Below are 25,334 nucleotides of genomic sequence, written 5' to 3' on the forward strand. Positions count from 1 at the left end.
CAAGGCCCCTTGCTTTGTATGCGATCCAGTGTTTAAACCGGCACACCCACCAGGTCATGGCCCTGGCTGCGCACAATGCGCACCTTGATCAGCTCGCCGACCTTGTAGGTCTTGCTGAGCTTCTCGGGCGGCAGCAGGTGCACAACGCCATCGATCTCGGGCGCATCGGCGTAGGTGCGGGCAATACCGCCCTTCTTGCCCAGGCCGATGGCCTTGTCCACCAGCACCTGCATGGTCTGGCCCACACGGCGCTCCAGGCGCTTGGCGGAGACCTCTTCGGCCACTTCCATAAAGCGGGCGCGGCGCGCCTCGCGCACCTCAGCGGGCAGCATGCCGGGCAGCTCGTTGGCAGTCGCGCCCTCGACCGGGCTATAGGCAAAGCAGCCTGCGCGGTCAATCTCGGCCTCGCGGATAAAGTCCAGCAGGTGCTCGAACTCTTCCTCGGTCTCGCCAGGGAAGCCGGCAATAAAGGTCGAGCGGATCACCAGCTCAGGGCAGATCGCGCGCCATTCGCGGATGCGCTCCAGATTGCGCTCACCGCTGGCCGGGCGCTTCATGCGCTTGAGCACATCGGGGTGGCTGTGCTGCAGCGGCACATCCAGGTACGGCAGCACCAGGCCCTGGGCCATCAGCGGCAAAATCGCGTCCACCGTCGGGTAGGGGTACACATAGTGCAAGCGCACCCAGGCGCCATGCGGCTTGGCCAGCTCGCCCAGCGCTTCGACCAGCTCCAGCATGCGGGTCTTGACCGGCTTGCCGTCCCAAAAACCGGTGCGGTACTTCACATCCACGCCATAGGCGGAGGTGTCCTGGCTGATCACCAGCAGCTCCTTGACGCCACCGGCAAACAGCGCCTTGGCTTCCTTGAGCACATCACCAATCGGGCGGCTGACCAGGTCCCCGCGCATCGAGGGGATGATGCAGAAGGTGCAGCGGTGGTTGCAGCCTTCGGAGATCTTCAGGTAGGCATAGTGCTTGGGCGTGAGCTTGATGCCCGCCTCGCCAAAGCTGCCGGGCACCAGGTCAATGAAGGGATCATGCGGCTTGGGCAGGTTGGTGTGGACCGCATCCATCACCTCTTGCGTCGCGTGGGGGCCCGTGACCGCCAGCACGCTGGGGTGCATCTGCTTGACCAGGTTGCCGCCGCCGTCACCCATCTTGGCGCCCAGGCAACCGGTGACGATCACCTTGCCGTTCTCGGCCAGCGCCTCACCAATCGTGTCCAGGCTCTCGCGCACGGCATCGTCAATAAAGCCGCAGGTGTTGACGATCACCAGATCGGCACCTTCAAAGGTCTTGGAGGTCTGGTAGCCCTCGGCGCTCAACTGCGTCAGGATCAGCTCGCTGTCGGTCAGGGCTTTGGGGCAGCCCAAACTGACGAACCCCACCTTGGGGGTTCGGTTGGCGTCGAGCGTCGCAGTGGCAGCGTGGGTATCGGTATTCATTTTTCTTGCAGGGGAACCTGGCAACTAATCTGGGCGGTATTTTAAAGCAGGCGCCCTGACAGGCTCCGTCCCTGGGGTATAGACCCGCAGGCGGGAGCCTGGAGAACGTGCATTCAGGTGGGAGATAGGCGGAAAAGCGTGGGGAAGGCTGCAGCGCCAGCGCCGAAAACAACACAACCTGGCCACACCGGGCCAGCTTGTGTTGCGGAGACTGCCAAGGCCGCCAACGCCGCCTCAGGGCTGCTTAATGCGCAGCGCATGGGCTTCCGTCTCGGTTGGCAGCTCCCAGCGGTTCAGCAGCGACTGCAGCGCCTTGTTGGACAGGGTCGAGTCCCGGCGGCTGTTACGCCGCAGCAGCTCGGCACGTGGCTGCTCCAGGTAGACCAATTCCACTTCGGCACCGTAGGCAAACAGCAGATCAAGCGTGCGCGTTCGCATCTGCAGGCTCAGATGCGTGGCGCTCCAGACAAAAGGCGCCTTCTTGCGCAGCAGTTCCCGGGCCTTGTCATGGGCAAAGTGCGCAGCGGCGCCCTCGTTCTCGCCATGCTTCAGGTCCAGCGCTTCTCTTGCATCATCGAAAGACACCACCGGCAAGCCGCGCCGGTGCTGCGCCAGCCAGCTGTCCTTTCCCGACGCGGGCAGGCCACACATCACGGTCACGCGCGATCCAGGTTCCTGAAAAAGCGCATAGTCCGGGTGGACGTCATCGCCCCGGAAGTAGCTCAGCCTGGTGTGGGCATCCGCAAAGTGCCGAGGACTCCCGTAGCAGCCCTCTTCCCGCGCCAGTTCCCGAAAGAGTTCGATGTTGTCCAGCACCGCCTGCTGGTCCACACAGACACGACCGCGCATATCCGCTTCGGCCAAAGCGGCCAAGTGGACAAGATTCACCTGCCAGGACCCCTCTCGCACAATGCGCTCGGGCGTCTTGCCAGAACGAGACCCAGCCAACGCGAAAAATGGCACTTGGTGGACTGCAATCAGGCGGCAGACCGCTTCCCACAGGTCCAGTGGCGCACCCGCGTCCCAGAGCAGCACACGGGCCTCCACGGCACCCTTGCGGGAATGGCCAGGCTGGCCGATGGCCCCAGTCTGTGGGTCGATGACCGTGGTCCGGTATTTGGCCACATCATGCAGCAAGGCCGCGAGGAACAAGACCATGCGGTCATGCGGGCTCGCCTGCAGGTAGTCCGGCAGCGCCAGCAGCTCCTGCACCACCATTTGGGTGTGCGTCCAGACATCACCCTCGGCGTGAAATCGGGGGTCCTGCACCGTCGTTTTGGCCCGCTCCAGTACGGGGAAGGCCGCAAGACAGGCCTCAAAATCCGGGGCGGCGCCCGGCGCGGGCACCAGGCCCGCAATCGTTGACCAGTTCATACACAGTCCTTTCCGGGAGAGCTTCTTCCCAATACTCGGCGGGCACCATCCGGCCCAGCTGCCCGGTTGCTTCGCGCCAAAGCTTTCAATGCATCCAGCGAGCGAATGGTGTGCAGGGACAAGTCTTCCCAGCTCACCGAAGGCTGCGGCGCATAGAGGTCCACACCTGGCGCCAGGCCATTGGCAATCATTGGCCGCTGGCTGTGGTGTGAGCCACTGTCCAAAATTGTCTGGAGAAAGTCTTGCCGGACCAGCTTGTAGCGCGCCACCACCTGGCCGTCCGCTTCCACCTTCAGATACAGGCCTTCTGCGAGGTCCGAGTTATTCGTCTGTTGCCAGCACAGCTGGGGCGGTAGGCCCTCTCGTTGGACTGTGAGGTCAAACGACTGGCGCCAGGCGCGGCTCTTGGCCAGGGACGGCTGCACCAGCGCCCACAGCAAGGCGGGGTCTGTCGGCATCAGCCCCTCATACAGAACCGGCACGGACAGCACCGGTGAGCCCTGCAGCAAGGCATGGCGGCGCGGGGTCGATAGAAACTGACCCGTCTCCCGGTCCAACATGTCGAACTCATGAAAGTGGTGCGGCAACTGGTCGTAGAAAACCGAGTGCTTGGCATAGGTCCACTCGCCATAGACGACAAAGCGGTCCTCCAAGCGTTCGAGCAAGGCCGCTTCGTGGGCAGCGGCCCAGACTTTGAATAGATTGAACTGGCGCTCACTGCCGCCGCCCACCAGGTAGTGGCCTCGGGATTGCAGTAGCTGGTCGCCGGCGCCGCTAAAGGAAATGCCGGCGTTGGCGCCGTCGAGTTTTTCCTCGATGACGACGTGTTGGCCAGCCAGGGCTTTGAGGGGCACCTGGTCACTGGCATCGTCGCCCGCTTGCAAGCGCGATCCTTCCAGGTGAGGCGTGCGCGGGTATTTGAATATCGAAAGCGTGTGGGGATTCATGTTCGTTGCAGCGAGAAGCGTCTCGCTGTCCGGCAGGACAGGGAAAGCCAACGAACGTGAGGCGCAGGTCGACCGCTCTTACCCAAAAAAGGAAAGAGGTCGTCGCGCAGGGGAAGCGGGGGATTCAGCGCTCCCGCCGCCTCATGGCAGGCGTAGGGAGCTCGGAGCCAGTACCGCAGCCAGCTGTGGCGCAGACTTGCGCCGCACGAGGCTGCAAATGCAGTCGTCGGCGATTAGCGGGTGACGAACAGGCGGGACATGAAAGGCTCCGAAAAGGCAAAAATTGAAGGATTGGAAGTTATAGCATATGCAGTCGCTGCGTTCAAGAACGCAGCATCGACATCGCCCGTTTGCTCATGCCGCACGTGGCATGCACGCGTCAGACAGCGGGCGCGCAACATGGCTTGGCCCCTCCAGCTAGCGCCAAGCCATTCCCTGCATCAAGGCCGCTTGACGCCAAAAGCCGTCAGCATCTGCTCGGTCTGCTTTTGCATCTGCTCCTGCATCTGCTGGAAGAACTGCTGCGACTGCGCCTGGTAGTTGCTCGCATCGGGCATGCCTGGCACGCCGGGCATCGGCATACCCAGAAAATTGCGCCACATCTCGGGCGTCGCGCCCTTCATCTGGTCGGCAAAGCGGCCTTGCATCTCCGTGAACAGCTGCACATTGCGCTCCAGGTAGGAGCCCATAAAGCCCTGCATCGCATGGCCGTAAAAGCGGATGATGTTGACCAGCATGGCCTCGGTGAACATCGGCGCGCCGCCGGCTTCCTCATCCAGAATGATCTGCAGCAGAATGCTGCGCGTCAGGTCCTCGCCGGTCTTGGCGTCCTTCACAACGATGGGCTCGTTTTGCATGACCAGGGCCTTGACCTCGGCCAGGGTGATGTAGGCAGAGGTCTGGGTGTCGTACAGACGGCGGTTGGGGTATTTCTTGACGACGCGCTCGGACGCGGTGGCTGTTCCTGGGGTGTTTTCCGGCACGCGGATCTCCTGTGTCTCTCGCCAACGGCTGGCGTTATGGGAATACCGTCCATCCTAGTCTCTGGGACGGCGGTTTTTACCTCTAAGGCAATTTTTAGATTGTAGTGATGCCTGGGGCCTGTTGCGCTGCAGCACTTACCCTTAGGCCACTAGGCGGCCCGGCCTTTGAGCCAACTGGCAAAGGCCTGCAGCGCGGGCTGGGCAGGCAGGGGCTCGGTGGCCAGCGGGGTCATCCAGTAATAGGCGCGGCTGCCGGTCAAAGGCTGCTCACAGGCGACCACGAGCTCGCCCCGGGCGAGCTCATCCTCGATCAGCATTGGCGGGATCAGCGCCACGCCCATACCGGCCGCAGCAGCGACGGCCAGCATCGAGAACAGCTCATAGCGCGGGCCATCGAGCGCATGAGGCGCCTGCACGCCAGCGGCATCAAACCATTTGCGCCAGCCGTCCGGCCGGGTGCTTTGCTGCAGCAGCGGCAGCTGGGCCAGCACTTGGGGCGATACCGTCAGGTAGGCACGGCCGCGCCCGCGCTGGGTGGCGCCCTCGAGCAGGCGCGGGCTGCAGACCGGCACGATCAGCTCGTCCATCAGCCAAGCGGCCTGCGTGCCCGGCCACTGGCGCGCCTGCTCGGCCGTGCCGGCATAGATGGCGGCATCGACCTGGCGCTCGGCAAAGGCAAAGGGCCGGGTCTGCACATCGATATGCACCACAACGCCCGGGTGCTGCTGCAGGAACTGCGGCAGGCGCGGCAGCAGCCAGCGGGTGGCAAAGGTGGGCACGGCCGCAATGCTGATCGCGCCGCCCGCGCCCTGGTGGGCCATGATATCCAGCGTGCCGCGCTCGATGCCCTGCAACCACTGCGCCACCTGCTGGCTGTACTGGTGGCCTGCGGCCGTCAGCACCATGCCATGGCGCGAGCGCTTGAACAGCTGCACGCCCAGTTGCTCTTCAAGTGCAATGATCTGGCGCGAGACGGCGCTTTGCGTCAGCGCCAGCTCCTGGGCAGCGCGGGTGTAGCTCTCGTGGCGGGCAGCCGCCTCAAAGCAGGCCAGCGCCTGGGTCGAAGGAATCATTCGGCGCATATCTTGTCTCCTGTGTGACGCATGCAATCACTCCTTTTTTCTCTGCGACTGCACTGCGACGGCATGTGTATAAATGCGTAATGCGCATATCTGGATGATAAACAATCGTTTGCCCCTGCGCTGCGGCAGGCCTACCATGGCGGCTGTTTTGGCAGGCCGGCGCTTCTGCGCCCGGCCTGCCTTCCGATGAGCGAATACAGATCCAAGGAGCAAGACATGGCGCAATTCACCTGGGAAGACCCCTTCCACCTCGACGAGCAACTCACCGAAGACGAGCGCATGATCCGCGACGCAGCCCGCGCCTACTGCCGCGACAAGCTCGCACCGCGTGTGCAGGAGATGTTCCGCAAGGAATCGGTGGACACCAGCATCTTCCGTGAGATGGGCGAGCTGGGCCTGCTGGGCCCCACGATCCCCACCGAATACGGTGGCGCTGGCCTCAACTACGTGAGCTACGGCCTGGTGGCGCGCGAGATCGAGTACATCGACTCGGGCTACCGCTCGATGGCCTCGGTGCAGTCCTCCTTGGTGATGGTGCCGATCAACGAATTCGGCACCGAAGCGCAAAAGCAGAAGTACCTGCCCAAGCTGGCATCGGGCGAGTTCATCGGCTGCTTTGGCCTGACCGAGCCCGACCACGGCTCCGACCCTGGCAGCATGGCCACCCGCGCCTACAAGGTGGATGGCGGCTACAAGCTCAAGGGCAGCAAGATGTGGATCACCAACAGCCCCATCGCCGATGTGTTTGTGGTCTGGGCCAAGGAAGTCTCCGAAGGCGGCGCCGTCGGCCAGATCCGCGGCTTTGTGCTGGAAAAGGGCATGAAGGGCCTGTCGGCTCCCGCGATCCACGGCAAGGTGGGCCTGCGCGCTTCGATCACCGGCGAGATCGTCATGGACGATGTGTTTGTACCCGAAGAAAACGCCTTCCCCGAAGTGCGCGGCCTGAAGGGCCCCTTCACCTGCCTGAACAGCGCCCGCTTTGGCATTGCCTGGGGTGCGATGGGTGCGGCCGAGTTCTGCTGGCACACCGCCCGCCAGTACACGATGGACCGCAAGCAGTTTGGCCGCCCACTGGCCGCCAACCAGCTGATCCAGAAAAAGCTGGCCGACATGCAGACCGAAATCACGCTGGGCCTGCAAGCGGCGCTGCGCGTGGGTCGCATGAAGGACGAGCACCAGAACGTGATCGAGATCACCTCGCTGATCAAGCGCAACAACTGCGGCAAGTCGCTGGACATTGCCCGCCTGGCCCGCGACATGATGGGCGGCAACGGCATCAGCGACGAGTTCGGTGTGGCGCGCCACCTGGTGAACCTGGAAGTGGTCAACACCTACGAAGGCACGCACGATGTGCACGCGCTGATCCTGGGCCGCGCCCAGACCGGCATCGCTGCGTTCGCCAACTAAGCACCGCCTGAGCCCCATCGCATGCAGCAGCTGCTGCATGCCCACCCACAACCCACTTCACTGCAGGCGCTGCGTGGGTGGGTTGTGCTGTTTTGTGATCGCTTAACCACCCCCTTGCCGGATGCGAATGGCGCCGCCCTGAGGCCGCACGTACCATCGGCGAGTTTTGCAGAAATTTCTTGCTGCAGCGCCTGTTGCACATGCATGGGCAGGTATCAAATTTGGAGACACCATGACCGCAAGCATCGCGCCGCTGGACGGCATCAAAGTTCTGGATCTGTCGCGGGTGCTGGCCGGCCCCTGGTGCGCACAGATGCTGGGTGACCTGGGCGCCGAGGTGATCAAGGTCGAGCGCCCCGAGGCTGGCGACGACACGCGCCACTGGGGCCCTCCCTACCTGCACACCGATGACGGCGCCAAGACCGAGCAGGCCAGCTACTACACCTGCTGCAACCGCAACAAGCGCAGCATCACCATCGACATGGCCTCGCCCCAGGGCCAGGCGCTGATCATCGAGCTGGCCAAGGATGCCGACATCCTCGTCGAGAACTTCAAGGTGGGCGGCCTCAAGGGCTATGGCCTGGACTATGAAAGCCTGCGCAAGATCAACCCGCGCCTCATTTACTGCTCGGTCACCGGCTTTGGCCAGACCGGCCCCTACGCGCCCCGCGCCGGCTACGACCTGATGGTGCAGGCGATGAGCGGCATGATGAGCATCACCGGCCACCCCGATGGCGAGCCCGGTGGCGGCCCGCTCAAGGTGGGCGTTGCGGTCACTGATGTGTTCACCGGCATTTATTCCTGCTGCTCGATCCTGGCCGCGCTGCAGGCGCGCCACCAGACCGGCGAGGGCCAGCACATCGACATGGCCTTGCTGGATGTGGGCATGGCCGTGCTGGCCAACCAGGCGGTGGGCTATTTGAATGCAGACGATATTCCGCAGCGCGCAGGCAATATCCACCCCAGCGTCGGCCCCTACCAGGACTTTCCCAGCAAGGACGGCAATGTGCTGCTGGCCATTGGCAACGACGGCCAGTTCGCCCGCTTTTGCGCCGCGACCGGCAACGAGGCCTGGGCGCAGGACCCGCGCTTTACCCGCAACTCGGGCCGCATCATCCACCGCAAGGATTTGCAGGAGTTGATGTACCCGCTGATGAAGACCCGCACCACCGCCGAATGGATTGCGCTGCTCGAAGACAAGGCCGTCCCCTGCGGCCCCATCAACAACATCGCCCAGGCCTTTGAGGATGAGCAGGTGATTGCACGCGGCCTGCATGTGCAGATCCCGCGCGACGCTGGCGACCAGATCGGCAGCATCAGCACCGTCGCCAGCCCCATGCGGCTGACTGCTACGCCGCCGGTGGTGCGCCGCCCGCCCCCCGCGATGGGCCAGCATACCGACGAGATCCTGGCCGAGCTGGGCCGCTCGCCCGCGCAGATTGCGCAGCTGCACAGCGAAGGCGTGGTCTGAGGCGGGGCGCTATCGCCATGTACCCAGGGCCGCTGTTGCGGCCCTTTTGGTTATTGGCGTAGCGCTCAGTCAAACAGCCCCAGGCTGCTGCCATCGCCCAGCGCTGCGCCCTCCCACTCCAGCAGTTGCAGCTTGGTGCGCGTGCCGCCATTGGCCGAGAAGCCGCCGCCCGCGCCTTGCGCCGCCAGGATGCGGTGGCAGGGCACCACCGGCGCAAAAGGGTTGGCGCCCAATGCCTGGCCCACGGCACGCGCCAAGCCCTTGCCACCCAGGTCCTGCGCCAGGTCGCCATAGCTGCGCGTCTGGCCCGGCTCAATGGCCAGTGCCAGCTGGTAGACCGCCCGCGAAAAATCCGGCACGCCATGCCAGTCCAGCACCACATCATCGAGCAGCGGCAGGCCGCTGCGCGCAGACCAGCGGTTCAGGGTCAGCAGGCTGCGCAAATCACCCAGCACCGGGGCGGGTGCATCGGGCCAGGGCGCACTGTCATCCGGGTCGGAGCCACCCTCGCGCCCAGCCAATAGCCACTGCACGCCGGCCACCGCCTGCAAGGCCTGCGCACTCAAATCACCCGGCACCTGGACCTGCGGCCACAGGCCCTCTCGGCGCTGGCGTGCGTGCTCGAGCAGGCGCATCTGGGTGGCTTCCAGGCTGGGCTCGGGCAGCCGCAGCGCCACCACGGCCTGCGCACCCCAGGCAATGCCGCAAACACCCAGCCGGGTGCGGAACAAGGCATGGCCGGTCTGTGCAGGGTCCCAGCCTTCGCGGGGCACAGTAGGAGAGGATACGGGGGCGGTATGCATGCCTGCATCTTGCCCCAGTTTGCGCAGCCCCCACCAGTCCCAGTGCCGCAGTGCCACTGTCAGTCTTTGCCGGCCAGGCGGCACCGGCCCACAGGCTGACAGCACAATCGGCCAGGTGTTCCACAATAAGAAGCGCCCCATGACCGACACCCTGCACGCCCAGCACACCGCCATCCTGCGCGAGGTGCTAGCCAGCGCCCACCGCAACCGCCATCTGCAAAAAGGCCGCCCCTTTGCCGCAGCGATTGCCGATGATGCGGGCAGCATCCTGGGCCGGGGCGTGAACACCATCAGCCAGACGCAGGACATGACGGGCCACGCCGAGATGGAAGCCATCCGCGACTGCTGCCACCAGCGCCAGCTGCCGCACCTGCAGGGGCTGACGGTCTATGCCTCCGGCCACCCCTGCCCCATGTGCCTGGCCGCAATCGTGGCGGGCCAGGCCAAGCAGGTGTTTTTTGCGTTTGACAATGCCGATGCGGCGCCTTACGGGCTGTCGAGCGAAGGCGTCTACCAGCGCCTGGGCTTGCAGCTGCAACCGCCGCCGCTGCCCATCCAGCGGCTGGATCTGGGCATCAGCGCAGCGCAGCTCTATGGCGATGCGCCCTGGCCCAGCGCAGACTAAAAATCACAGCAAACCGCCTTCGCGCTTTGCGTTGGCTTTACGTCTGCCCTTTATGATCGGGCAGTTTTTTTGGCGGCCATGCCGCCCTTCTTGCCGCTTGCATGACCCCGCTCCCTACCCAGCCCCCTGCCGTTGACCGCCAAGCCCTGCGCTGGATTGCAGCGCTGTTTGTGCTGGTCATGGCCAGCCGCCTGCTGGCCTCGCACGGGGTGTCCTGGGACCAGAACGAGCAGCTGGTCTGGTCGCAGCAACTGGCACTGGGCTACGGGCCCCAGCCGCCGCTCTACACCTGGCTGCAATGGGCCCTGGTGGGGGTGCTCGGCCCCAGCACCGTCGCCGTGGTGCTGCTCAAAAACAGCCTGATTGCGCTGAGCTTTGTCTTTATGCTGCTGGCCGCGCGCGAGGTGCTGCCTGCCCGCCAGGCCTGGCCGGCCGCTGCCGGCATGGCCTGGCTTCCCGGCATTGCCTGGCAGTTGCTGCGCGACCAGACCCACACGGTGATGCTGACCTGCGCGATCTGCGCGACCTGGTGGTTGCTGCTGCGCCAGCTGCGCCAGCCGCGACCGCTGGGCTTTGTCTACCTGGGCCTGGTCGTGGCCTGGGGCATGCTCTCCAAATACAGCTACCTGCTGGTGGCCGTGACCTTGCTGCTGGCCTGCCTGAGCTTGGGCAGCACGCGCCGTGCGCTGCTCTCGCGCGGCTGGTGGCTCACGCCGCTGATCAGCATCGCGCTGGTGGCCCCGCATGCCTGGTGGGTGCTGGAGCATTGGCAAGCGGCCAGCGGCGCCACGCTGGACAAGCTGCACCCGGCAGAAACCAGCTCCTACCTCAGCGGCCTGGCCCAGGGCCTGCGCGATCTGCTGGCCTTTTTGCTGCTGGCCGTGCTGCCCTGGCTGCTGATGGCACGCTGGACCAGTGGGCGCTTCTGGCAACAGCCCGCTGCGGCCAACGGCGCCATCCATACCAGTCTCACGCCTGACTGGCTGGTGCCGCTGCTGGGCCGCTATATGGCGCTGGTGGCGGGGTCGCTCGCGCTGATGGCGCTGGCCGGCGCGGCCAAGTTCGATGGCCGCTGGATCCAGCCGCTGCTGCTGATTTTTCCGCTCTATATGCTGGCCCGCTGCCCGGCGCTTGCCGCATCGGACAAAAGCCGCCAGCGCTACCTGCTGGCCTGCCTGGGCATGCTGGTGCTGGTGTGGTCGCTGGCCTTGCTGGCGCCGCTGCGCGATGCCAAGCGCGGCAAGGGTGACCGCCTCAATTGGCAGCTGGACCTGATCGCCCAGACCTTGCGCCAGGCAGGCTACCAGGGCCAAGGCATGGTGCTCGCCGAGCACCACACCACTGGCGGCGTGATGCGCATTCTGTTTCCGCAGGCCCAGATCGTGGTCTGCGATGCGGACGAGCCGGGCTTTCATAAGGATTGCGCCTGGCAGGCCGCCGAAAGCGCGCGCCGCCAGCAGCTGCCCTGGCTGCAAATCTCCACCGAGGACCCGGCGCCCGATGCCTGGTGGTGGGCGGCCTGGCCGGTCGATGCGATGCTGCAGGTGCAGGAGACCGAGCTGCCCTACCGCTGGACCGACCCGGCACGTGCGCAGATGCAGATGAACTTTGTGGTGTCTCCAGCGGGCAGATAAACACTGCCCGGCGCCACTAAGATGCGGTCATCTCCCTCGCCGCCGAGACAATGACCGCCATCTCCGACACCGCCGCCATCGCCCAAGAACACTGGATCGGCCTGCCCCAGCAGGGCCGGCTGTATGCCAAAACCTGGACCCCGAGCACCGCACATAAAGCGCCGCTGGTGCTGATGCATGACTCACTGGGGTCGGTCGCGCTATGGCGCGATTTTCCGGCGCAGCTGGCCCAGGCCACGGGCCGGCAGGTGATCGCCTATGACCGCCTGGGCTTTGGCCAGTCCGACGCGCGCGGCGACACGCTGGCACCACAGTTTGTCGGCGAAGAAGCGGAGATTTACTTTCCCATTGTGCGCCAGCATCTGGGGCTCACGCGCTTTGCCTTGTTTGGCCACAGCGTGGGCGGCGGCATGGGCATCGCCATTGCGGCTGGCGCGGGCCAGGACTGCACGGCGCTGGTCACCATCGCCGCCCAGGCCTTTGTCGAAGACCGCACGCGGGCGGGCATTGTCGAGGCCCGTGCGCTGTTCCAGGACGCGGCGCAATTGGAGCGCCTGGCCAGGTACCACGGCAGCAAGGCGCGCTGGGTGGTGGATGCCTGGACGGAAACCTGGCTCAGCCCCGCGTTTAGCGGTTGGAGCGTGGACGCCTGGCTGCCCCGCCTGCAATGCCCCCTGCTCGCCATCCATGGCGAGCTCGATGAATACGGCAGCACCGCGCACCCTGAACGCATTGCCCGCCAGGCGGGGGCTGGCGGCCAGACCGCCATCATCGCCGGCGCCCACCATGTGCCGCATCGCGAAATGGCCGAGCAGGTGCTCGGCCGGGTGCAGACATTTCTGGCGCAGGCGGACTGAGTCCCCGGTCTGCGCCAGCAGGCCTGTTCTTTTAATAGGCGACCGTAAAGCGCGCCTTGCTGTGCAGATGCTGCTCCAGCGCATCGACCAGGGCCACGGCCAAATCCGCTGCCGAGATATCGCCAGGGCTGCCATCGGCCTGCCACAGCGGCTCATCCTTGCCGGTGCGGTATTGGCCGGTGCGGCCCTGGCTTTGTGCAGCCGATCCGCCATGGAAGCCCACGGGCGGGCTCAGCACGGTCCAGTCCAGGGCTGTCTCTTTTTGCAGCGCGGTATACATGTCGCGGGCCGCACTGGCACCAGGCTTGATCGCAGCGGGGAACTCGGGCGAATCCACCAACTGCTGGCCGTTCACATACAGGCTGCCCGCACCGCCCACCACCAGGTAGCGGGCCACGCCAGCTGCGCGGGTGCCGGCCTCGATGGCGCGCGAGCCCTGGAGGAAATCCTCGTAGATATTCGGGTTGGTCCAGCCTGCGTTGTAGGCCGACAGTACCGCGTCGCTGCCCGTAGCGGCCTTTTGCACCACGGCCGCATCCATCACATCGCCCTGCAGCACCTGCAGGTGCGGGCGGGGCGCCAGCTTGGCGGGGTCGCGCACCAGGGCCACCACGTCGTGGCCGCGTTGCAGCAATTCTTCGAGCAATGCGGCGCCTACAAAACCGGTCGATCCAATCAGGGTGACTTTCATCGTATTTCCTTTGCATGAACATCGGCGGGCAGCCTTTGCGCCACGCCATGACCACACTGTAGGGCTGGGGAGCTGATTTGATAATCCCTCTATTTGAAGCAATTCTTTGAAGCTGTGCTTCATAATCAGCCGATGGAAGACCTCAAGCGCATGGCTATTTTTGCCACCGTGGTCGAGCAAGGCTCGATGACGGCTGCTGCACGCATTTTGGGCATGAGTGCTTCGGCCGTCAGCCAGCAGGTGCGGCAGCTGGAAGCCCAGGCAGGCCTGCCGCTGATGCACCGCACGACGCGCAGGCTCAGCCTGACCGACGCCGGGCAGCGCTTTTATGCGCAGTGCGCAGTGATGCTGCAGGCCGTACGCCAGGCCCGCGCCGAGCTCGATGCCGAGCGCGACGAACCCGTGGGCGAGCTGCGCATTGCCGCCGTGCTGGGCCTGGCCGCACCGCTGGGCCGGGCGCTGGCTCCGTTGCTGCATGCCCATCCGCAGCTGCGCCTGCAACTGCTGCTCGATGATTCGCACAGCGATCTGGTCGCAGAGCGGGTGGACATCGCCATTCGCCTGGGCGAGCTGCCCGACTCCCACTGGGTCGCGCGCACGCTGGGCACCCTGCCCTGGTGGATATGCGCCGCCCCGGCGCTGGCGCAAGGCAGGCCTTGGCCGAGCAACCCGCAGGCCCTGCAAGCCTGGCCCTGGATGGCGCGCAATATCGGCACAACCAACAACAACAGCACCAGCGCCAGCACCAGCGCCAGCGCCAGCGCCAGCGCCAGCATGCAGCTGCAGCACCGCCACAGCGGCGAGCTGGTGGTGCTGCACACCACGCCACGCATCATCAGCAACCAGCAGTACGCGCTGCAGCAGCTGTGCCGCGAGGGGCTGGGTCTCGCCCGCCTGTTCTCGCTCGAGGTGGCCGACCAGGTGCACAGCGGTCAGCTGCTGCGCCTGCTGCCCGACTGGGATTGCGGCAGCCTGCGCATCTCTGCGCTGACCCCCGAGCGCCAGGCGCTGCCTGCGCGGGTGCGGCTAGCGCTGGCCGCGCTGCAAGCCCACTTTGCGCCGCTGGCACTGTCCTGAAGCGCCTTGCCTGGCCGCCCTAAGCGGACGCTTGCACCTTCACTGTTGCCTAAAAAGAACGTGAGGGGCAGCGGTGGTTTTGGCAAATACGCAAGAATCCACCTTTGGTGGTCGGTGTACTGCCTTGAACCCTATCGCTGCGCACAACACGCGCGGCCTATTAAACCGCCGTGTATCCGGACGGCGGTGGCTTTGAGAACGTGTTTATGATCTCTACGCAGCCGCGTTGGAGTGCAATCGGGATGAGTTCGAAGGGCTGGTTCGCAGCTTGCACTGGGGTGCAAGCAAGAGCCAGCGCGCAGAAATTGCCCGATTTCACTCCAACCCTTCGGGACAGTGGCTTTGCGGGCGCCCGGCTAGGGCCGCCCGGGCAGGGGCGGTCTACGTCGTTGCAAATCCTCGCAATAGCATGGCTATTGCTGCGGTGTTGCGCCTCGCATCCCATCCCGCAAAACCACTGTCGCGGCGCGAGGAGATCCTAAACACGTTCTTAAAACGGAAGCTCTATGACCCACTCTACCGCTCGCCGCTCGGCGCTGCGTGGCCTGTCGCTGGCCGCGCTGACCCTCTCCATGGCAACTTTCAGCGCCCATGCAGACACCCCTGCGGTGCTGCGCGTATCGGCCATCCCAGACGAAGCGCCGACGGAGCTGCAGCGCAAGTTCAAGCCGCTGGGCGAGTACCTGTCGCAGGCCACGGGCATGCAGGTGGTGTTCACGCCGGTGTCCGACTATGCGGCCGTGGTCGAATCCCTGGCCACCAAGAAGCTGGACCTGGCCTGGCTGGGCGGCTTTACCTATGTGCAGGCCAAGATCCGCACCAACGGCACGGCGATCCCGATCGTGCAGCGCGCCGAAGACGCAGTCTTCACCAGCAAGTTCATCACCGCCGACCCCAGCATCCAGACGCTGGCTGACTTGAAGGGAAAGACCTTTGCATTTGGCGCGCCCTCGTCCACCTCGGGCAGCCTGATGCCACGCTACTTTCTGCTGCAAGACGGCCTGAACCCGGAAAAGGATTTCAAGACCGTGGCTTACTCGGGCGCGCATGATGCGACCGTGGCCTTTGTGGCGGCCGGCAAGGCAGAGGCCGGTGTGCTCAACACTTCGGTCTGGGACAAGCTGGTCGAGACCAAGAAGGTCGACACCAGCAAGGTGCGCGTGTTTGCCACCACCCCCACCTACTTTGACTACAACTGGACCGTGCGCGGCGACCTGGACCCAGCCATCACCAAGAAGCTGACCGATGCCTTCCTGGCGCTGGACCCAGCCAAGCCCGAGCACAAGGCCATCATGGATTTGCAGCGCGCCTCCAAGTTCATCCCGACCAAGCCCGAGAACTATGCCGGCACCGAAGCGGCCGCCAAGTCCGCCGGTCTGCTCAAGTAAGTGACCGCCTGGCATGGGCGCTGGTGCAGTGCCCATGCCGCCTCTGCGGCGTTTTTCCAGCATTTGATCCATGAGCTTTGTGCTTGACGATGTGGGCCTGACCCACACCAATGGTTTTGTCGCGCTCTCGGGCATCGGCCTGTCTGCGGCCCAGGGCGAGAGCATTGCGCTGATCGGCCCGTCCGGCGCGGGCAAGACCTCGCTCTTGACGGTGATCGGCACGGCCCACCTGCCCAGCAGCGGCCGCATGCAGGTGCTGGGCCAGGCCTTGCCCAGCGCGCCTGCCAGCCCCACGGCGCGCCAGCTCAAGGCGCTGCGCAGCCTCATCGGCACCGTGCACCAGAGCGCCCCGATTGCGCTGCGCCAGCGCGTGGTCACCGCCGTGCTCGCCGGCCGCCTGGGCCAGTGGCCGCTGTGGAAGGCGCTGGCGTCGCTCGCTTACCCGCAAGACATGGCCGGTGCCCGCGAGGCACTGGCCCGCGTGCAGCTGGAGGACAAGCTCTTTGCGCGCTGCGACCAGCTCTCGGGCGGCCAGCTCCAGCGCGTGGGCATTGCCCGCGTGCTCTACCAGCAGGCCCGGTTGATCCTGGCCGATGAGCCGGTCTCGGCGCTCGACCCCGCGCTGTCGCTCGCCACCGTGCAGCTGCTGGTGCAAGAGGCCGCCGCGCGCCAGGCCACCTTGGTGGCCAGCCTGCATGCGGTGGACCTGGCGCTGGGCTGCTTTGCACGCATTGTCGGTATCCGCGATGGCCGGATTGCCTTTGACCTGCCCGCCGCGCAGGTGAGCCAGGCACAACTCCAGGCCTTGTACGCCCATGCCGATGGCAGTGCGGCTGCGCAACCCACCTTGGGCAGCATGGCCACTGCCGCGCCGCAGGTGGCAGCCAGCCCGGCGGCTGACGTGATCACATGCCGCTGATGCCAGCTGCTGCCACCCACACGCACCGCCGCGACCCGGCAGCGCGTGGGCGCCTTATCGCGCTGCTGCTGGCGCTGCTGGTGCTGTGGCCCATGCTGCAGACCTCGGGCTTTTCACTGGCGCCGTTTTTTGACAGCAACAACCTCAAAGTGGTCGGCGGCTTTCTGGCCCAGTTTCTGCCGCCCGAAACCCGCCCGGAGTTTCTAGGCTACCTGGGCCAGGCCAGCTTGGAGACGCTGGCCATTGCCACCGCCGGCATGGCGCTGGCGCTGGTTTTGGCGCTGCCGCTGTCCTATCTGGCGAGCGGCGCTGCAAGAGAGAAAGTCAGCCTCAACCCCATCACCCGCAGCGTACTGACCATTTTGCGCGGTGTGCCCGAGCTGGTCTGGGCGCTGGTGTTTGTGCGGGTGTTTGGCCTGGGCCCCGCCGCTGGCGTGCTGGCCCTGGTCCTGACCTATGGCGGCATGCTGGCCAAGGTCTATGCCGAGATTCTCGAATCGGCCGACCCGGCGCCAGCCCGCGCACTGCGCGCGAGCGGCGCAGGCCGCTTGCAGGCCTTGCTCTACGGCGCGCTGCCGCAAGCGGCGCGCGAGCTGACCTCGTACAGCGTCTACCGCTGGGAATGCGCAATCCGCGCCTCGGTCGTCATGGGCTTTGTGGGTGCCGGTGGCCTGGGCCAGCTGATGGACCAGGCGATGAAGATGCTCAATGGCGGCGAGGTCGCCAGCATCTTGCTGGCCTTTATGCTGCTGGTGGCGCTGGCCGATTTGCTGTCCTGGTGGCTGCGCCGCGCGCTCGATACGCCGCCGGCAGCCCGTGCGCTGCCCTTTGGCTGGCGCAGTGCGGCGCTGCTGCTGCTCGGCGCTGCTGGTCTGTGGGCTAGCTTCTGGCTGCTCAACATCGATTGGTCTGCGCTCTTCAGCCGGGATGCTGTGCAGTCGATGGGCAGCTTTGTGGCCGGCTTTTTCTCGCCCGACCTGAGCGCCGCCTGGCTGCGCAAGGTGGCCCAGGGCGTGTGGGAGACCTTGGCGATCTCCGTCATCGGCAGCCTGCTGGCGGCAATGGCCGGGCTGCTGCTGGCCTTGCCGCGCTGGCGCACGCCCTGGAACGCGCTGCTCAACCTGCTGCGCTCGGTGCCCGAGCTGGTCTGGGCTACGATCACCGTGCTGGCCGTGGGCCTGGGCCCGTTTGCGGGCGCCTTGGCGCTGGCCTTGCACACGGCCGGGGTGCTGGGCCGGCTCTATGCCGAGGCCTTGCAGAACACACCTGCAGCCCCGGCCCGGGCGCTGCGCCTGGCCGGCAGCAGCCGCCTGCTGGCCTTTTGCTATGGCACGCTGCCAGCGGCCGCGCCGCAGCTGCTGGCCTACACCCTGTACCGCTGGGAGATGAACATCCGCATGGCGGCCATCCTTGGCTTTGTCGGCGCTGGCGGCCTGGGCCAGCTGCTGTATTTCGAACTCTCGCTGTTCCACTATGCGCAGGCCAGCACCGTCATCATCGCCATGCTGCTTTTGAGCATGGCGGTGGACTGGAGCAGTGCTGCACTGCGCCGCGCAATGCGCTAACCACGATCCTGGATGTCTCCCTCCACCCGCAAAATCTGGCAGCTGCTGATCCGCAGACTGCATCTGTATATCGGCCTGCTGATCGCACCGTTCATCGTCGTGGCCGCCGCGACCGGCCTGCTATATGCACTGACGCCCCAACTGGAAAACCAGCTCTACCGCAGCGCGCTGGAGGCCGAATCGGTACCTGGCGCCCAGGCGCAGCTGCTGTCCGCTCAGGTGCAAGCCGCCTTACAGTCCTTGCCCACTCCGGCAGCCGTGGTCGCTGTGCGCCCGGCGCCCGATGCGCGTAGCAGCACCCGCGTGATGGTGGCCGATGCGGCGCTGGGCCCCTCCGAGTACCGCAGCCTCTTTGTCAATCCCTATACCCTGGCGCTGCAAGGCGACCTGACGGTCTATGGCACCAGCGGCGTGCTGCCGCTGCGCAAGCAGCTCGATCTGCTGCACCGCCAGTTGCTGATGGGCGAATGGGGCCGCACCTACAGTGAGCTGGCAGCATCCTGGCTGTGGGTGGCTGCGCTGGGCGGTGTGGCACTGTGGTGGCTGTCGCGCCCGCAGCGGGCCGGCGCCCAGGTGACTCATCCTCCGCTGCGCCGCTGGCACCATGGGCTGGGCCTGTGGCTGCTGGTGGGCCTGCTGTTCCTGTCGGCCACGGGACTGACCTGGTCGCGCTGGGCCGGCGGCCATTTTGGCCAGGCGCTGCAGCAGATGGGCTGGCAAACGCCACGCCTGAACACCAGCTTGGACACAGCAAACCATGGCACGCATGCGCACCAGCACGCGGCCGACCCGCATGCGGACCATGCCGAGCACCAGGCCGCCCCGATGGCGCCAGCCGATAGGCTGCCTATGCCCGAAGACTTTGGTACCGCCTTGGCGCTCGCCCGCCAGCACGGCCTGGCATCGGCCAAGCTGGAGATCCGGCCCCCGGCCGCCGCCAACAAGGCCTGGACGGTGACCGAAATCAACCGCTCCTGGCCCACCGAAGTGGATGCGCTGGCGATCGACCTGGCGAACGGCCAGGTGCTGGACCACAAGCGCTTTAGCGACTACCCACTCGCCTCCAAGCTGACACGCTGGGGCATTGACCTGCACATGGGCAGCTGGGGTGTTTTGAACCAGGCGGTGCTGGTGCTGCTGGGCGCCGGCATTGTCGCAATGGCAGTGACTGGCTGGCTGCAATGGCGCAAGCGCCCGGGCCGCAGCCGCGAGTGGCTGCATGGCCAGCTGACCTTGGTCCACCAATGGCGCCAGTTGCCGCGTGTTTCAGCGTTGGCTCTGTTGCTGCTGGCAGTCGCCTTGGGCTGGCTGCTGCCGGTGCTGGGCTGCAGCCTGTTGGCACTGCTGGCGCTGGATGCCTGGATCTACCTGCGCCGATCGCCCCAAGCCGCAAAACGGTAAGCCCAAAAAAATGCCCGGCACACAGGTGGTGCCGGGCAGGTGGATGGTGCTAGGGACGCTCCTTCGCTGGCCAGTTAGTGCGGCACAATGCGCGCCTCCGCCCCTGCGGGGGCAAAGCTGCTGCGCCACTTCCAGCCGGCAAAGGCACACCACAGCACCCCCAGCACGGCAATGCTGCCGCCCACGGGGCCCAGGTAGTGCAGTCCGGCATGCATGCCCACCTGGCTGCCCAGCAAGGCGCCCGCGCCAATGCCGATATTGAAAATGCCCGAGAACAGCGACATGCCCACATCGGTGGCGTCCGAGGCCAGGCGCAGCACCTTGGCCTGCAGCGGCAGCACCATGCACAGCATGACGACACCCCACACGGCGCAGACCAGGTAGAGCGCAGGCGGCCAGCGCGTGCTGGGCAGCAAAAGCCACAGGCAGGCTGTCAGCACCGCCATCGCACCGAGCAAAAAGCCGCGCGGCCAGCGCATGCCAAAGCTGCTGAACAGGATGCTGCCCACGATGCCCATGCCGCCGTACAGCAGCAGCACCCAGGTGGTGACCTGGTTGTTGAGCCCCGCCTCACGCTGGATCAGCGGCTCGATATAGCTGTAGACGGTGAACTGGGCCGTCACCATCAGGATCAGCAAGGCATAGGTGGCCGACAGCGCCGGGCGCTTGAACAGCACCGGAATGCTGCGCAGCGAGCCGGCATTCTCGCTGGGCAGCAGCGGCAGCATGCGCCACAGCACCAGCATGACGGCCAGCGCCAGCACGCCGATGATGCCAAAGGTCGTGCGCCAGCCCAGCGCCTCACCCACCATGCGGCCCAAAGGCACGCCCAGCACCATCGCCAAGGTAGTGCCGGTGGCCAGCAGGCCCAGTGCCTGCGGGCGCTTGTCCTGCGGCGCAATGCGCACGGCCAGCGATGCGGTGATCGACCAGAACACGGCATGCGCCAGCGCAATGCCCATGCGGCTGATCAGCAAGGTGGCATAGTTCCAGGCCACGGCCGACAGGCCATGGCTCAGGATGAAGAGCGCAAACACGCCCATCAGCAGCTTGCGGCGCTCGACATTCTTGGTCATCAGCATGCAGGGCAGCGACGTCAATGCCACGATCCAGGCATAGATGGTCAGCATCAGGCCCACCTGCTCGGTGCCCATGCCAAAGCTGCCACCAATGTCGCTGAGCAGGCCCACCGGCACAAACTCGGTGGTGTTGAAAACAAAGGCGCCCATGGCCAGGGCAATCACGCCCAGCCAGGCCTGGCGGCGGGTCAAAGATGCGGAATCAGTCATAGCAATAAAAAAGCCGCAACTCCAAAGCGGAGAGCGGCTCGCCAGTGTGCCAAAAAATATTTAGCTGCCCAAGAAACTCAGGGAAAACCCTTTAGTGCAGGTTGTGGGCGCCTGTCAGGCTGCCAGGATTTGCGGTTGCAGCTGTTGCAATTGCTGCGCTTCCAGCTTGCGGTGCAGTTGCACGGTGGCCGCGCAGGCGCGGGCCAGCTCGGCGCCCTTTTTCACAAAATGCTGGTGGAAGAAGTCATGGTGCTCCTGCGAGTCATGGAAGTCGCGCGGCGTCAGCACGGCCGAGAACACCGGCACGCCAGTATCCAGCTGCACGCGCATCAGGCCATCGATCACGGCCGTGGTCACAAACTCATGGCGGTAGATGCCGCCGTTGACCACCAGGCCGCAGGCCATCAGACCGGCGTACTGGCCGCTTTGGGCCAGTCGCTTGAGCAGCAGCGGGATCTCGAAGGCACCGGGCACATCGTAGAGGTCGATCTGGTCGGCGGGCCAGCCTTGCTGGGCCAACTCGGCGAGGGCGGCATCGCGCGCCTGGTGCACGATGTCCGAATGCCATTGCGCGCTGACAATCGCCAGACGTGCGGCCTTGGTGATGGAGTGGGAAATGCTGGAATGCTGATTCATGGTTTTGCTGTCCTTCAATGACCTGAATCAGGGCGCGCGCAAGCCCATGGCAGCACTGCGCGCACCGGCGCAGGGCAGCTATCAGCTTTGCGCGATTCTCTTTCATCCGGACTGTGACCGTCGGCTCTGGCATCGCACCAGATCTGCTGACCTTGCCCGGCCGTAGGCCTTGCAAGCGCTCGCGGGCTCCTGGCTCCTCAAAGCCAGATACCGCCGGTGGGGAATTGCACCCCGCCCTGAGAATAACGCTGAGCCGCTGCCGGCAAGGCCCTGAATGGACCCAGCCTGCTGCAGCTCGCCGGCCGATTGTAGAGGGGCTGCGATACAAACACCGTCACCCAGGTTTTTGATGCGCAGGTAACTTGTTATGCGTCTAGTATTACCGCTTTAGCCTGCCCGCCTCCACTAAGGCGCCAGCGCTCTACACTGCGGTACCTACGCGCCCCTCATCCCCCATCCCCACCATGGCCCCGCTGAACTTCGTGCTCTCTCACATCCCCAGCCCACAAGGCCCCATCTTGCTGCTCTGCGACGAGCAGCAGCGCCTGCGGGCGCTGGACTGGCAGGGCTATGAAGCGCGCATGGCGCTGCTGATGCGCCGCCAGTACCCGCGCGATGCCGTGCAGATGCACAGCAGCGCGGCAGCGCCAGCGCCGGTGGCAGATGCCCTGGCCGCGTATTTTGATGGCGAGCTGCGGGCGCTCGATCGCCTGGCGTTGGCACTGGGCGGCACCGATTTCCAACGCCAGGTCTGGACGGCATTGCGCGCCATCCCGGCGGGCAGCACACGCAGCTATGCCAGCCTGGCCACGCAGATCGGGCGGCCGGCCGCAGTGCGGGCGCTGGGCATGGCCAATGGCGCCAATCCCATCAGCATCGTGCTGCCCTGCCACCGGGTGATCGGCAGCGATGCGTCGCTCACCGGCTACGCAGGCGGCCTGGCGCGCAAGCAGTGGCTGCTGGCGCATGAAGCGAGGCACAGCAAAAAGCCCGCCTAGGCGGGCTCGGGGGCTTGGGATCGGCACCCTTGCAGGTGCCCAGAGCCAGCGGCAGCTTACTCGCCGATAGGCGTCTTCTTGCCGTCGATGTAGTGGCTCAGCGTGTACAGAGGCACCTTCAGCTCGCCGTTTTCCTGGAAGGCAATCTTCGCGGTCACGCCGTTGTACTCGGACTTGCGCAGCTCGGGCAGGTACTTCTTGGGATCGGTGGAATCGGCACGCTTCATCGCGTCAACGATCAGCATGGTCGCGTCGTAGAAGTAAGGGCTGTAGACCTGGAACACGCCAGGGTTCTTGGCGTCGTAGCGCTTCTTCCATTCGGTGCCGCCAGGCATCTTGGCCAGCGATGCACCGCCGTCGGCGCAGACCACATTGCCCAAGGTCTTGGTGCCCGTAGCCAGCTTGGCCAGCTCGGCCGTGCAGATGCCGTCGCCGCCGAAGAACTTCACATTGGTCATGCCCAGCTGCACCATCTGGCGCAGCATGGGGCCCGCTTGCGCATCCATGCCGCCGTAGAAGATCGCATCGGGCTTCTTGGCCTTGATGGAGGTCAGGATGGCCATGAAGTCGGTGGCCTTGTCGTTGGTAAACTCCGACGCCACGATGTTCACGCCCTTGGCGCCCGCATCCTTCTTGAACACATTGGCCAGGCCTTGGCCGTAGGCGGTGCGGTCATCGATCACGGCCACGTTCTTGAGCTTCAAGGTATCGGCCGCATAGCCAGCCAGCGCAGCGCCCAGCGCGTTGTCGTTGGCAATGATGCGGAAGACGCCGGGGTAGCCGGGGCGGGTCAACTCAGGGTTGGTGGCCGCGCCGGTGATGAAAGGCACACCGCAGTCATTGAAGATCTTGGACGAGGGAATCGCCACACCCGAGTTCAGAATACCGGCGACCGCGGCGACCTTGTCATCGCAAAGCTTTTGCGCAGCGGCCGTGCCTTGTTTGGGGTCCGCCGCATCGTCTTCGGCCACCACTTCGAACTTGATCTTCTTGCCCCCGATGGTCACACCCTGGGTGTTGAGGTCTTCCACGGCAAAGCGCACGCCCGTGACGTTGTCCTTGCCATAGTGCGCCTGAGGTCCGGACAGCGGACTCATCGTACCGATCTTCACCACCTCCTGTGCGTTGGCAGCTACCGCCACACCTGCCACCAGCATGGCCACTGCGGCCTTGATACTTTTATCCATTGCGTCGTACTCCATCAAAAGCGTCTGTTAAGCGCCACCGGTACCGGCGTGTGCCGCCTCGCCCACTTGTAATGGGGGCAGCACACCTAGTACATCATCGAACTCGATAGCGTGAGTGAGATTTTTTATCTACCTGGGCCTACGACGGTATTAGGACAAGTCCTGTAAAAATAGCGACACAGTGGGTTTGAAATCGCATATAAGCGCCAGCATGCAACACATTCCAGCGATTGCTGCATTGCATCAATCGACAGGCTGTGGCCGGTAATGAACCAAATTTCTCGATACTGACTCTTAAGAAGATAGCCCTGGTGTTCAGGGATGTCTCCTGCATGCGACGCCAGCGTGTCTGTAAAGATTGGAAAAACAACGCAGGACTGTGATGCAGCCGTCAACCCCCGAGGCCGGAAAAACGTCTTTACCTACATGGGCCCAAGTCTCCGGTATTGAGGGTGTAACGGTTAGCATTGGGAATCGCGATTGCTGGCCTTATGGCATCAACGCTAGTCCATGCCACCACACAACCAGAAAGGCTCAGATATGAACCATCGTCACTTGCTCAGCATTGCCACCATCGCGCTAGGCGCGCTGGTTACCACCGGCTGCGTTGCCACCGGCAGCGACGGCTACTACAGCGATGCAGGCTATGGCAGCTATGGCGGCGGTTACGGCTATGGTTACCAGCAGCCCTCGCAAACCATCTATGTGCAGGATCGCTACAACGACGACCGCTACTACCGCGAGCGTGACCGTGATCGCGACCGTGCGGCCCGCGAGCGTGAAGCGCGTGAACGCGAGCGTGATCGGGACCGTGACCGCCAGGCGCGTGAACGCGACCGCGACCAGCGCGCCCGTGACGAAGACCGCCGCCGCGCGCTGGAGCGCCAGGCACAAGACCGTGAACGCCAAAACCGTGAGCGTGACCGCAACCGCTTTGGCGAGAGCCGCCACCAGCAGGAATGCGCCGCGGCTGCACGCCAGAATGCAGCGGGCAGCGACAATGTGCTGACCCCCAGCCGCCCCTGCCGCTGATACCGCTGACCGGCCCACGTGCTGAGCGCGCGGGCCCATCCAACAAGGAGTTTCCACCATGCGTACCATTCGTCTCGGCACGATGGCCATCGCCGCGGCCAGCGCCCTGCTCTTGGGCGGCTGCGTGGTCGCACCCGCAGACGGCGTGTACTACGGCGATGCCTACTCGACCTATTCCACCCCGACCTATGGCTACGGCTATGGGGGTTACGGTTACGGCTACAGCAGCTACCCCTACTACGGCAGCAGCTCTTTGGTGATCCAAAGCTCGCCAACCTATGTGTATGGTGGTGGCCGGCCTTACTACCGGCCCGGCGGCGGCTACTACCGCCCCGGCAGTGGCTATGACCGCCCAGGGCATGGCGGCAGCAGCCGCCCACCCTCACGCCCGCAGCAGCTCGCGCCCGGCACCGGCTCCAACTTTGGCCGGCCCTACGGCTCTGGCCCCCGCCCTGCAGCGCCCGCCTCGCGCCCCAACGGCGGCCGGTTTGGCGGGCAGTTTCAGCGCTAACCGCGGCGCCTA

The 25,334-nt window shown here is 65.1% G+C and carries 23 protein-coding genes and 1 riboswitch; of the genes, 13 read left to right on the forward strand and 10 right to left on the reverse strand.

The window, feature by feature from the left end:
• Positions 1 to 32: 32 nt before the first annotated feature.
• The 5 genes from rimO to ACPEE1_RS16910 all read right to left on the reverse strand — a co-directional run bounded on the left by rimO (position 33) and on the right by ACPEE1_RS16910 (position 5,831).
• The gene (rimO, locus tag ACPEE1_RS16890) at positions 33 to 1,445 is read right to left on the reverse strand and encodes a 30S ribosomal protein S12 methylthiotransferase RimO (protein WP_021026963.1); all 1,413 of its coding nucleotides are present in this window, start codon (positions 1,443 to 1,445) and stop codon (positions 33 to 35) included.
• A gap of 234 nt (positions 1,446 to 1,679) precedes the next feature.
• Positions 1,680 to 2,819: an AAA family ATPase gene (locus tag ACPEE1_RS16895; protein ID WP_423934013.1), complete on the reverse strand. Its 1,140-nt coding sequence runs from the start codon at positions 2,817 to 2,819 to the stop codon at positions 1,680 to 1,682.
• A complete protein-coding gene (locus ACPEE1_RS16900) occupies positions 2,816 to 3,766 on the reverse strand; it encodes an RNA ligase family protein (protein WP_182345245.1) in 951 nt (316 codons plus the stop codon). The genes ACPEE1_RS16895 and ACPEE1_RS16900 overlap by 4 nt, the downstream gene beginning before the upstream one ends.
• A gap of 440 nt (positions 3,767 to 4,206) precedes the next feature.
• A complete protein-coding gene (gene phaR / locus ACPEE1_RS16905) occupies positions 4,207 to 4,749 on the reverse strand; it encodes a polyhydroxyalkanoate synthesis repressor PhaR (RefSeq protein WP_423934016.1) in 543 nt (180 codons plus the stop codon).
• Between the two features lie 149 nt (positions 4,750 to 4,898).
• Positions 4,899 to 5,831, reverse strand: coding sequence for a LysR substrate-binding domain-containing protein (locus tag ACPEE1_RS16910; RefSeq protein WP_116927284.1), 933 nt, complete (start codon positions 5,829 to 5,831; stop codon positions 4,899 to 4,901).
• A 216-nt stretch (positions 5,832 to 6,047) separates the two neighbouring features.
• On the opposite strand from ACPEE1_RS16910, the gene ACPEE1_RS16915 reads away from it, so the two are divergent.
• Both ACPEE1_RS16915 and ACPEE1_RS16920 read left to right on the forward strand, forming a co-directional pair.
• Positions 6,048 to 7,238: an acyl-CoA dehydrogenase gene (locus ACPEE1_RS16915; protein WP_021026966.1), complete on the forward strand. Its 1,191-nt coding sequence runs from the start codon at positions 6,048 to 6,050 to the stop codon at positions 7,236 to 7,238.
• Positions 7,239 to 7,470: 232 nt separating this feature from the next.
• Complete coding sequence (locus tag ACPEE1_RS16920) at positions 7,471 to 8,709, forward strand: CaiB/BaiF CoA transferase family protein (protein WP_116927283.1); 1,239 nt, start codon at positions 7,471 to 7,473, stop codon at positions 8,707 to 8,709.
• Positions 8,710 to 8,774: 65 nt separating this feature from the next.
• On the opposite strand, the gene ACPEE1_RS16925 is transcribed toward ACPEE1_RS16920, so the two are convergent.
• A complete protein-coding gene (locus tag ACPEE1_RS16925) occupies positions 8,775 to 9,512 on the reverse strand; it encodes a methylated-DNA--[protein]-cysteine S-methyltransferase (RefSeq protein ID WP_182345244.1) in 738 nt (245 codons plus the stop codon).
• A gap of 139 nt (positions 9,513 to 9,651) precedes the next feature.
• Between ACPEE1_RS16925 and ACPEE1_RS16930 the strand changes: the two genes are divergently transcribed.
• The 3 genes from ACPEE1_RS16930 to ACPEE1_RS16940 all read left to right on the forward strand — a co-directional run bounded on the left by ACPEE1_RS16930 (position 9,652) and on the right by ACPEE1_RS16940 (position 12,628).
• Positions 9,652 to 10,137 carry a nucleoside deaminase gene (locus ACPEE1_RS16930; RefSeq protein ID WP_116927282.1) on the forward strand — a complete coding sequence of 162 codons (486 nt, stop codon included), beginning with the start codon at positions 9,652 to 9,654 and terminating at the stop codon, positions 10,135 to 10,137.
• A 101-nt stretch (positions 10,138 to 10,238) separates the two neighbouring features.
• Positions 10,239 to 11,771: a glycosyltransferase family 39 protein gene (locus ACPEE1_RS16935; RefSeq protein WP_423934021.1), complete on the forward strand. Its 1,533-nt coding sequence runs from the start codon at positions 10,239 to 10,241 to the stop codon at positions 11,769 to 11,771.
• A gap of 50 nt (positions 11,772 to 11,821) precedes the next feature.
• Positions 11,822 to 12,628 (forward strand): alpha/beta fold hydrolase, encoded by an 807-nt coding sequence (locus ACPEE1_RS16940; protein ID WP_423934024.1) that lies wholly within the window; start codon positions 11,822 to 11,824, stop codon positions 12,626 to 12,628.
• A 31-nt stretch (positions 12,629 to 12,659) separates the two neighbouring features.
• Here the strand turns inward: ACPEE1_RS16940 and ACPEE1_RS16945 are convergent, their stop codons facing one another.
• Complete coding sequence (locus ACPEE1_RS16945; RefSeq protein WP_423934027.1) at positions 12,660 to 13,319, reverse strand: NAD(P)-dependent oxidoreductase; 660 nt, start codon at positions 13,317 to 13,319, stop codon at positions 12,660 to 12,662.
• Between the two features lie 132 nt (positions 13,320 to 13,451).
• Here ACPEE1_RS16945 and ACPEE1_RS16950 point away from each other — a divergent pair, with 132 nt between their 5' ends.
• From ACPEE1_RS16950 to ACPEE1_RS16970, 5 genes are all read left to right on the forward strand, one after another.
• Positions 13,452 to 14,396: a LysR family transcriptional regulator gene (locus ACPEE1_RS16950; RefSeq protein WP_423934030.1), complete on the forward strand. Its 945-nt coding sequence runs from the start codon at positions 13,452 to 13,454 to the stop codon at positions 14,394 to 14,396.
• A gap of 506 nt (positions 14,397 to 14,902) precedes the next feature.
• Complete coding sequence (locus ACPEE1_RS16955) at positions 14,903 to 15,784, forward strand: putative selenate ABC transporter substrate-binding protein (protein ID WP_260719080.1); 882 nt, start codon at positions 14,903 to 14,905, stop codon at positions 15,782 to 15,784.
• 70 nt (positions 15,785 to 15,854) lie between these two features.
• Entirely contained in the window at positions 15,855 to 16,703 is an 849-nt protein-coding gene (locus ACPEE1_RS16960; protein WP_423934033.1) for a phosphonate ABC transporter ATP-binding protein, read from the forward strand.
• Positions 16,694 to 18,268, forward strand: a complete 1,575-nt coding sequence (gene phnE / locus ACPEE1_RS16965; protein ID WP_423934036.1) for a phosphonate ABC transporter, permease protein PhnE — start codon at positions 16,694 to 16,696, stop codon at positions 18,266 to 18,268. The genes ACPEE1_RS16960 and phnE overlap by 10 nt, the downstream gene beginning before the upstream one ends.
• Before the next feature lie 12 nt (positions 18,269 to 18,280).
• Positions 18,281 to 19,669, forward strand: a complete 1,389-nt coding sequence (locus ACPEE1_RS16970) for a PepSY-associated TM helix domain-containing protein (RefSeq protein ID WP_423934038.1) — start codon at positions 18,281 to 18,283, stop codon at positions 19,667 to 19,669.
• A 74-nt stretch (positions 19,670 to 19,743) separates the two neighbouring features.
• On the opposite strand, the gene ACPEE1_RS16975 is transcribed toward ACPEE1_RS16970, so the two are convergent.
• Together ACPEE1_RS16975 and ACPEE1_RS16980 are read right to left on the reverse strand one after the other, a co-directional pair.
• Positions 19,744 to 20,958 carry a sugar transporter gene (locus ACPEE1_RS16975; RefSeq protein ID WP_116927275.1) on the reverse strand — a complete coding sequence of 405 codons (1,215 nt, stop codon included), beginning with the start codon at positions 20,956 to 20,958 and terminating at the stop codon, positions 19,744 to 19,746.
• 114 nt (positions 20,959 to 21,072) lie between these two features.
• Complete coding sequence (locus ACPEE1_RS16980) at positions 21,073 to 21,594, reverse strand: 6,7-dimethyl-8-ribityllumazine synthase (RefSeq protein WP_423934040.1); 522 nt, start codon at positions 21,592 to 21,594, stop codon at positions 21,073 to 21,075.
• 90 nt (positions 21,595 to 21,684) lie between these two features.
• Positions 21,685 to 21,842, reverse strand: a riboswitch (FMN riboswitch).
• A gap of 216 nt (positions 21,843 to 22,058) precedes the next feature.
• Between ACPEE1_RS16980 and ACPEE1_RS16985 the strand changes: the two genes are divergently transcribed.
• Positions 22,059 to 22,592, forward strand: coding sequence for a methylated-DNA--[protein]-cysteine S-methyltransferase (locus ACPEE1_RS16985; protein ID WP_116927274.1), 534 nt, complete (start codon positions 22,059 to 22,061; stop codon positions 22,590 to 22,592).
• Positions 22,593 to 22,648: 56 nt separating this feature from the next.
• On the opposite strand, the gene ACPEE1_RS16990 is transcribed toward ACPEE1_RS16985, so the two are convergent.
• Positions 22,649 to 23,779: a branched-chain amino acid ABC transporter substrate-binding protein gene (locus tag ACPEE1_RS16990; RefSeq protein ID WP_116927273.1), complete on the reverse strand. Its 1,131-nt coding sequence runs from the start codon at positions 23,777 to 23,779 to the stop codon at positions 22,649 to 22,651.
• Between the two features lie 540 nt (positions 23,780 to 24,319).
• Between ACPEE1_RS16990 and ACPEE1_RS16995 the strand changes: the two genes are divergently transcribed.
• Together ACPEE1_RS16995 and ACPEE1_RS17000 are read left to right on the forward strand one after the other, a co-directional pair.
• On the forward strand, positions 24,320 to 24,811 hold the full coding sequence (locus ACPEE1_RS16995) for a hypothetical protein (protein WP_116927272.1): 492 nt from the start codon (positions 24,320 to 24,322) through the stop codon (positions 24,809 to 24,811).
• Positions 24,812 to 24,869: 58 nt separating this feature from the next.
• The gene (locus ACPEE1_RS17000; protein ID WP_133248205.1) at positions 24,870 to 25,322 is read left to right on the forward strand and encodes a hypothetical protein; all 453 of its coding nucleotides are present in this window, start codon (positions 24,870 to 24,872) and stop codon (positions 25,320 to 25,322) included.
• Positions 25,323 to 25,334 lie beyond the last annotated feature (12 nt).

It is taken from the genome of Comamonas sp. 23 (assembly GCF_049601575.1).
Classification (GTDB): domain Bacteria; phylum Pseudomonadota; class Gammaproteobacteria; order Burkholderiales; family Burkholderiaceae_C; genus Comamonas; species Comamonas squillarum.

Bases quoted from the DNA above. Each gene is read 5' to 3' on its own strand.
- rimO (WP_021026963.1), bottom strand. From the start codon at position 1,445: ATGAATACCGATACCCACGCTGCCACTGCGACGCTCGACGCCAACCGA.
- ACPEE1_RS16895 (WP_423934013.1), bottom strand. From the start codon at position 2,819: ATGAACTGGTCAACGATTGCGGGCCTGGTGCCCGCGCCGGGCGCCGCC.
- ACPEE1_RS16900 (WP_182345245.1), bottom strand. From the start codon at position 3,766: ATGAATCCCCACACGCTTTCGATATTCAAATACCCGCGCACGCCTCAC.
- ACPEE1_RS16910 (WP_116927284.1), bottom strand. From the start codon at position 5,831: ATGCGCCGAATGATTCCTTCGACCCAGGCGCTGGCCTGCTTTGAGGCG.
- ACPEE1_RS16915 (WP_021026966.1), top strand. From the start codon at position 6,048: ATGGCGCAATTCACCTGGGAAGACCCCTTCCACCTCGACGAGCAACTC.
- ACPEE1_RS16920 (WP_116927283.1), top strand. From the start codon at position 7,471: ATGACCGCAAGCATCGCGCCGCTGGACGGCATCAAAGTTCTGGATCTG.
- ACPEE1_RS16925 (WP_182345244.1), bottom strand. From the start codon at position 9,512: ATGCATACCGCCCCCGTATCCTCTCCTACTGTGCCCCGCGAAGGCTGG.
- ACPEE1_RS16930 (WP_116927282.1), top strand. From the start codon at position 9,652: ATGACCGACACCCTGCACGCCCAGCACACCGCCATCCTGCGCGAGGTG.
- ACPEE1_RS16935 (WP_423934021.1), top strand. From the start codon at position 10,239: ATGACCCCGCTCCCTACCCAGCCCCCTGCCGTTGACCGCCAAGCCCTG.
- ACPEE1_RS16940 (WP_423934024.1), top strand. From the start codon at position 11,822: ATGACCGCCATCTCCGACACCGCCGCCATCGCCCAAGAACACTGGATC.
- ACPEE1_RS16945 (WP_423934027.1), bottom strand. From the start codon at position 13,319: ATGAAAGTCACCCTGATTGGATCGACCGGTTTTGTAGGCGCCGCATTG.
- ACPEE1_RS16950 (WP_423934030.1), top strand. From the start codon at position 13,452: ATGGAAGACCTCAAGCGCATGGCTATTTTTGCCACCGTGGTCGAGCAA.
- ACPEE1_RS16955 (WP_260719080.1), top strand. From the start codon at position 14,903: ATGACCCACTCTACCGCTCGCCGCTCGGCGCTGCGTGGCCTGTCGCTG.
- ACPEE1_RS16960 (WP_423934033.1), top strand. From the start codon at position 15,855: ATGAGCTTTGTGCTTGACGATGTGGGCCTGACCCACACCAATGGTTTT.
- phnE (WP_423934036.1), top strand. From the start codon at position 16,694: ATGCCGCTGATGCCAGCTGCTGCCACCCACACGCACCGCCGCGACCCG.
- ACPEE1_RS16970 (WP_423934038.1), top strand. From the start codon at position 18,281: ATGTCTCCCTCCACCCGCAAAATCTGGCAGCTGCTGATCCGCAGACTG.
- ACPEE1_RS16975 (WP_116927275.1), bottom strand. From the start codon at position 20,958: ATGACTGATTCCGCATCTTTGACCCGCCGCCAGGCCTGGCTGGGCGTG.
- ACPEE1_RS16980 (WP_423934040.1), bottom strand. From the start codon at position 21,594: ATGAATCAGCATTCCAGCATTTCCCACTCCATCACCAAGGCCGCACGT.
- ACPEE1_RS16985 (WP_116927274.1), top strand. From the start codon at position 22,059: ATGGCCCCGCTGAACTTCGTGCTCTCTCACATCCCCAGCCCACAAGGC.
- ACPEE1_RS16990 (WP_116927273.1), bottom strand. From the start codon at position 23,779: ATGGATAAAAGTATCAAGGCCGCAGTGGCCATGCTGGTGGCAGGTGTG.
- ACPEE1_RS16995 (WP_116927272.1), top strand. From the start codon at position 24,320: ATGAACCATCGTCACTTGCTCAGCATTGCCACCATCGCGCTAGGCGCG.
- ACPEE1_RS17000 (WP_133248205.1), top strand. From the start codon at position 24,870: ATGCGTACCATTCGTCTCGGCACGATGGCCATCGCCGCGGCCAGCGCC.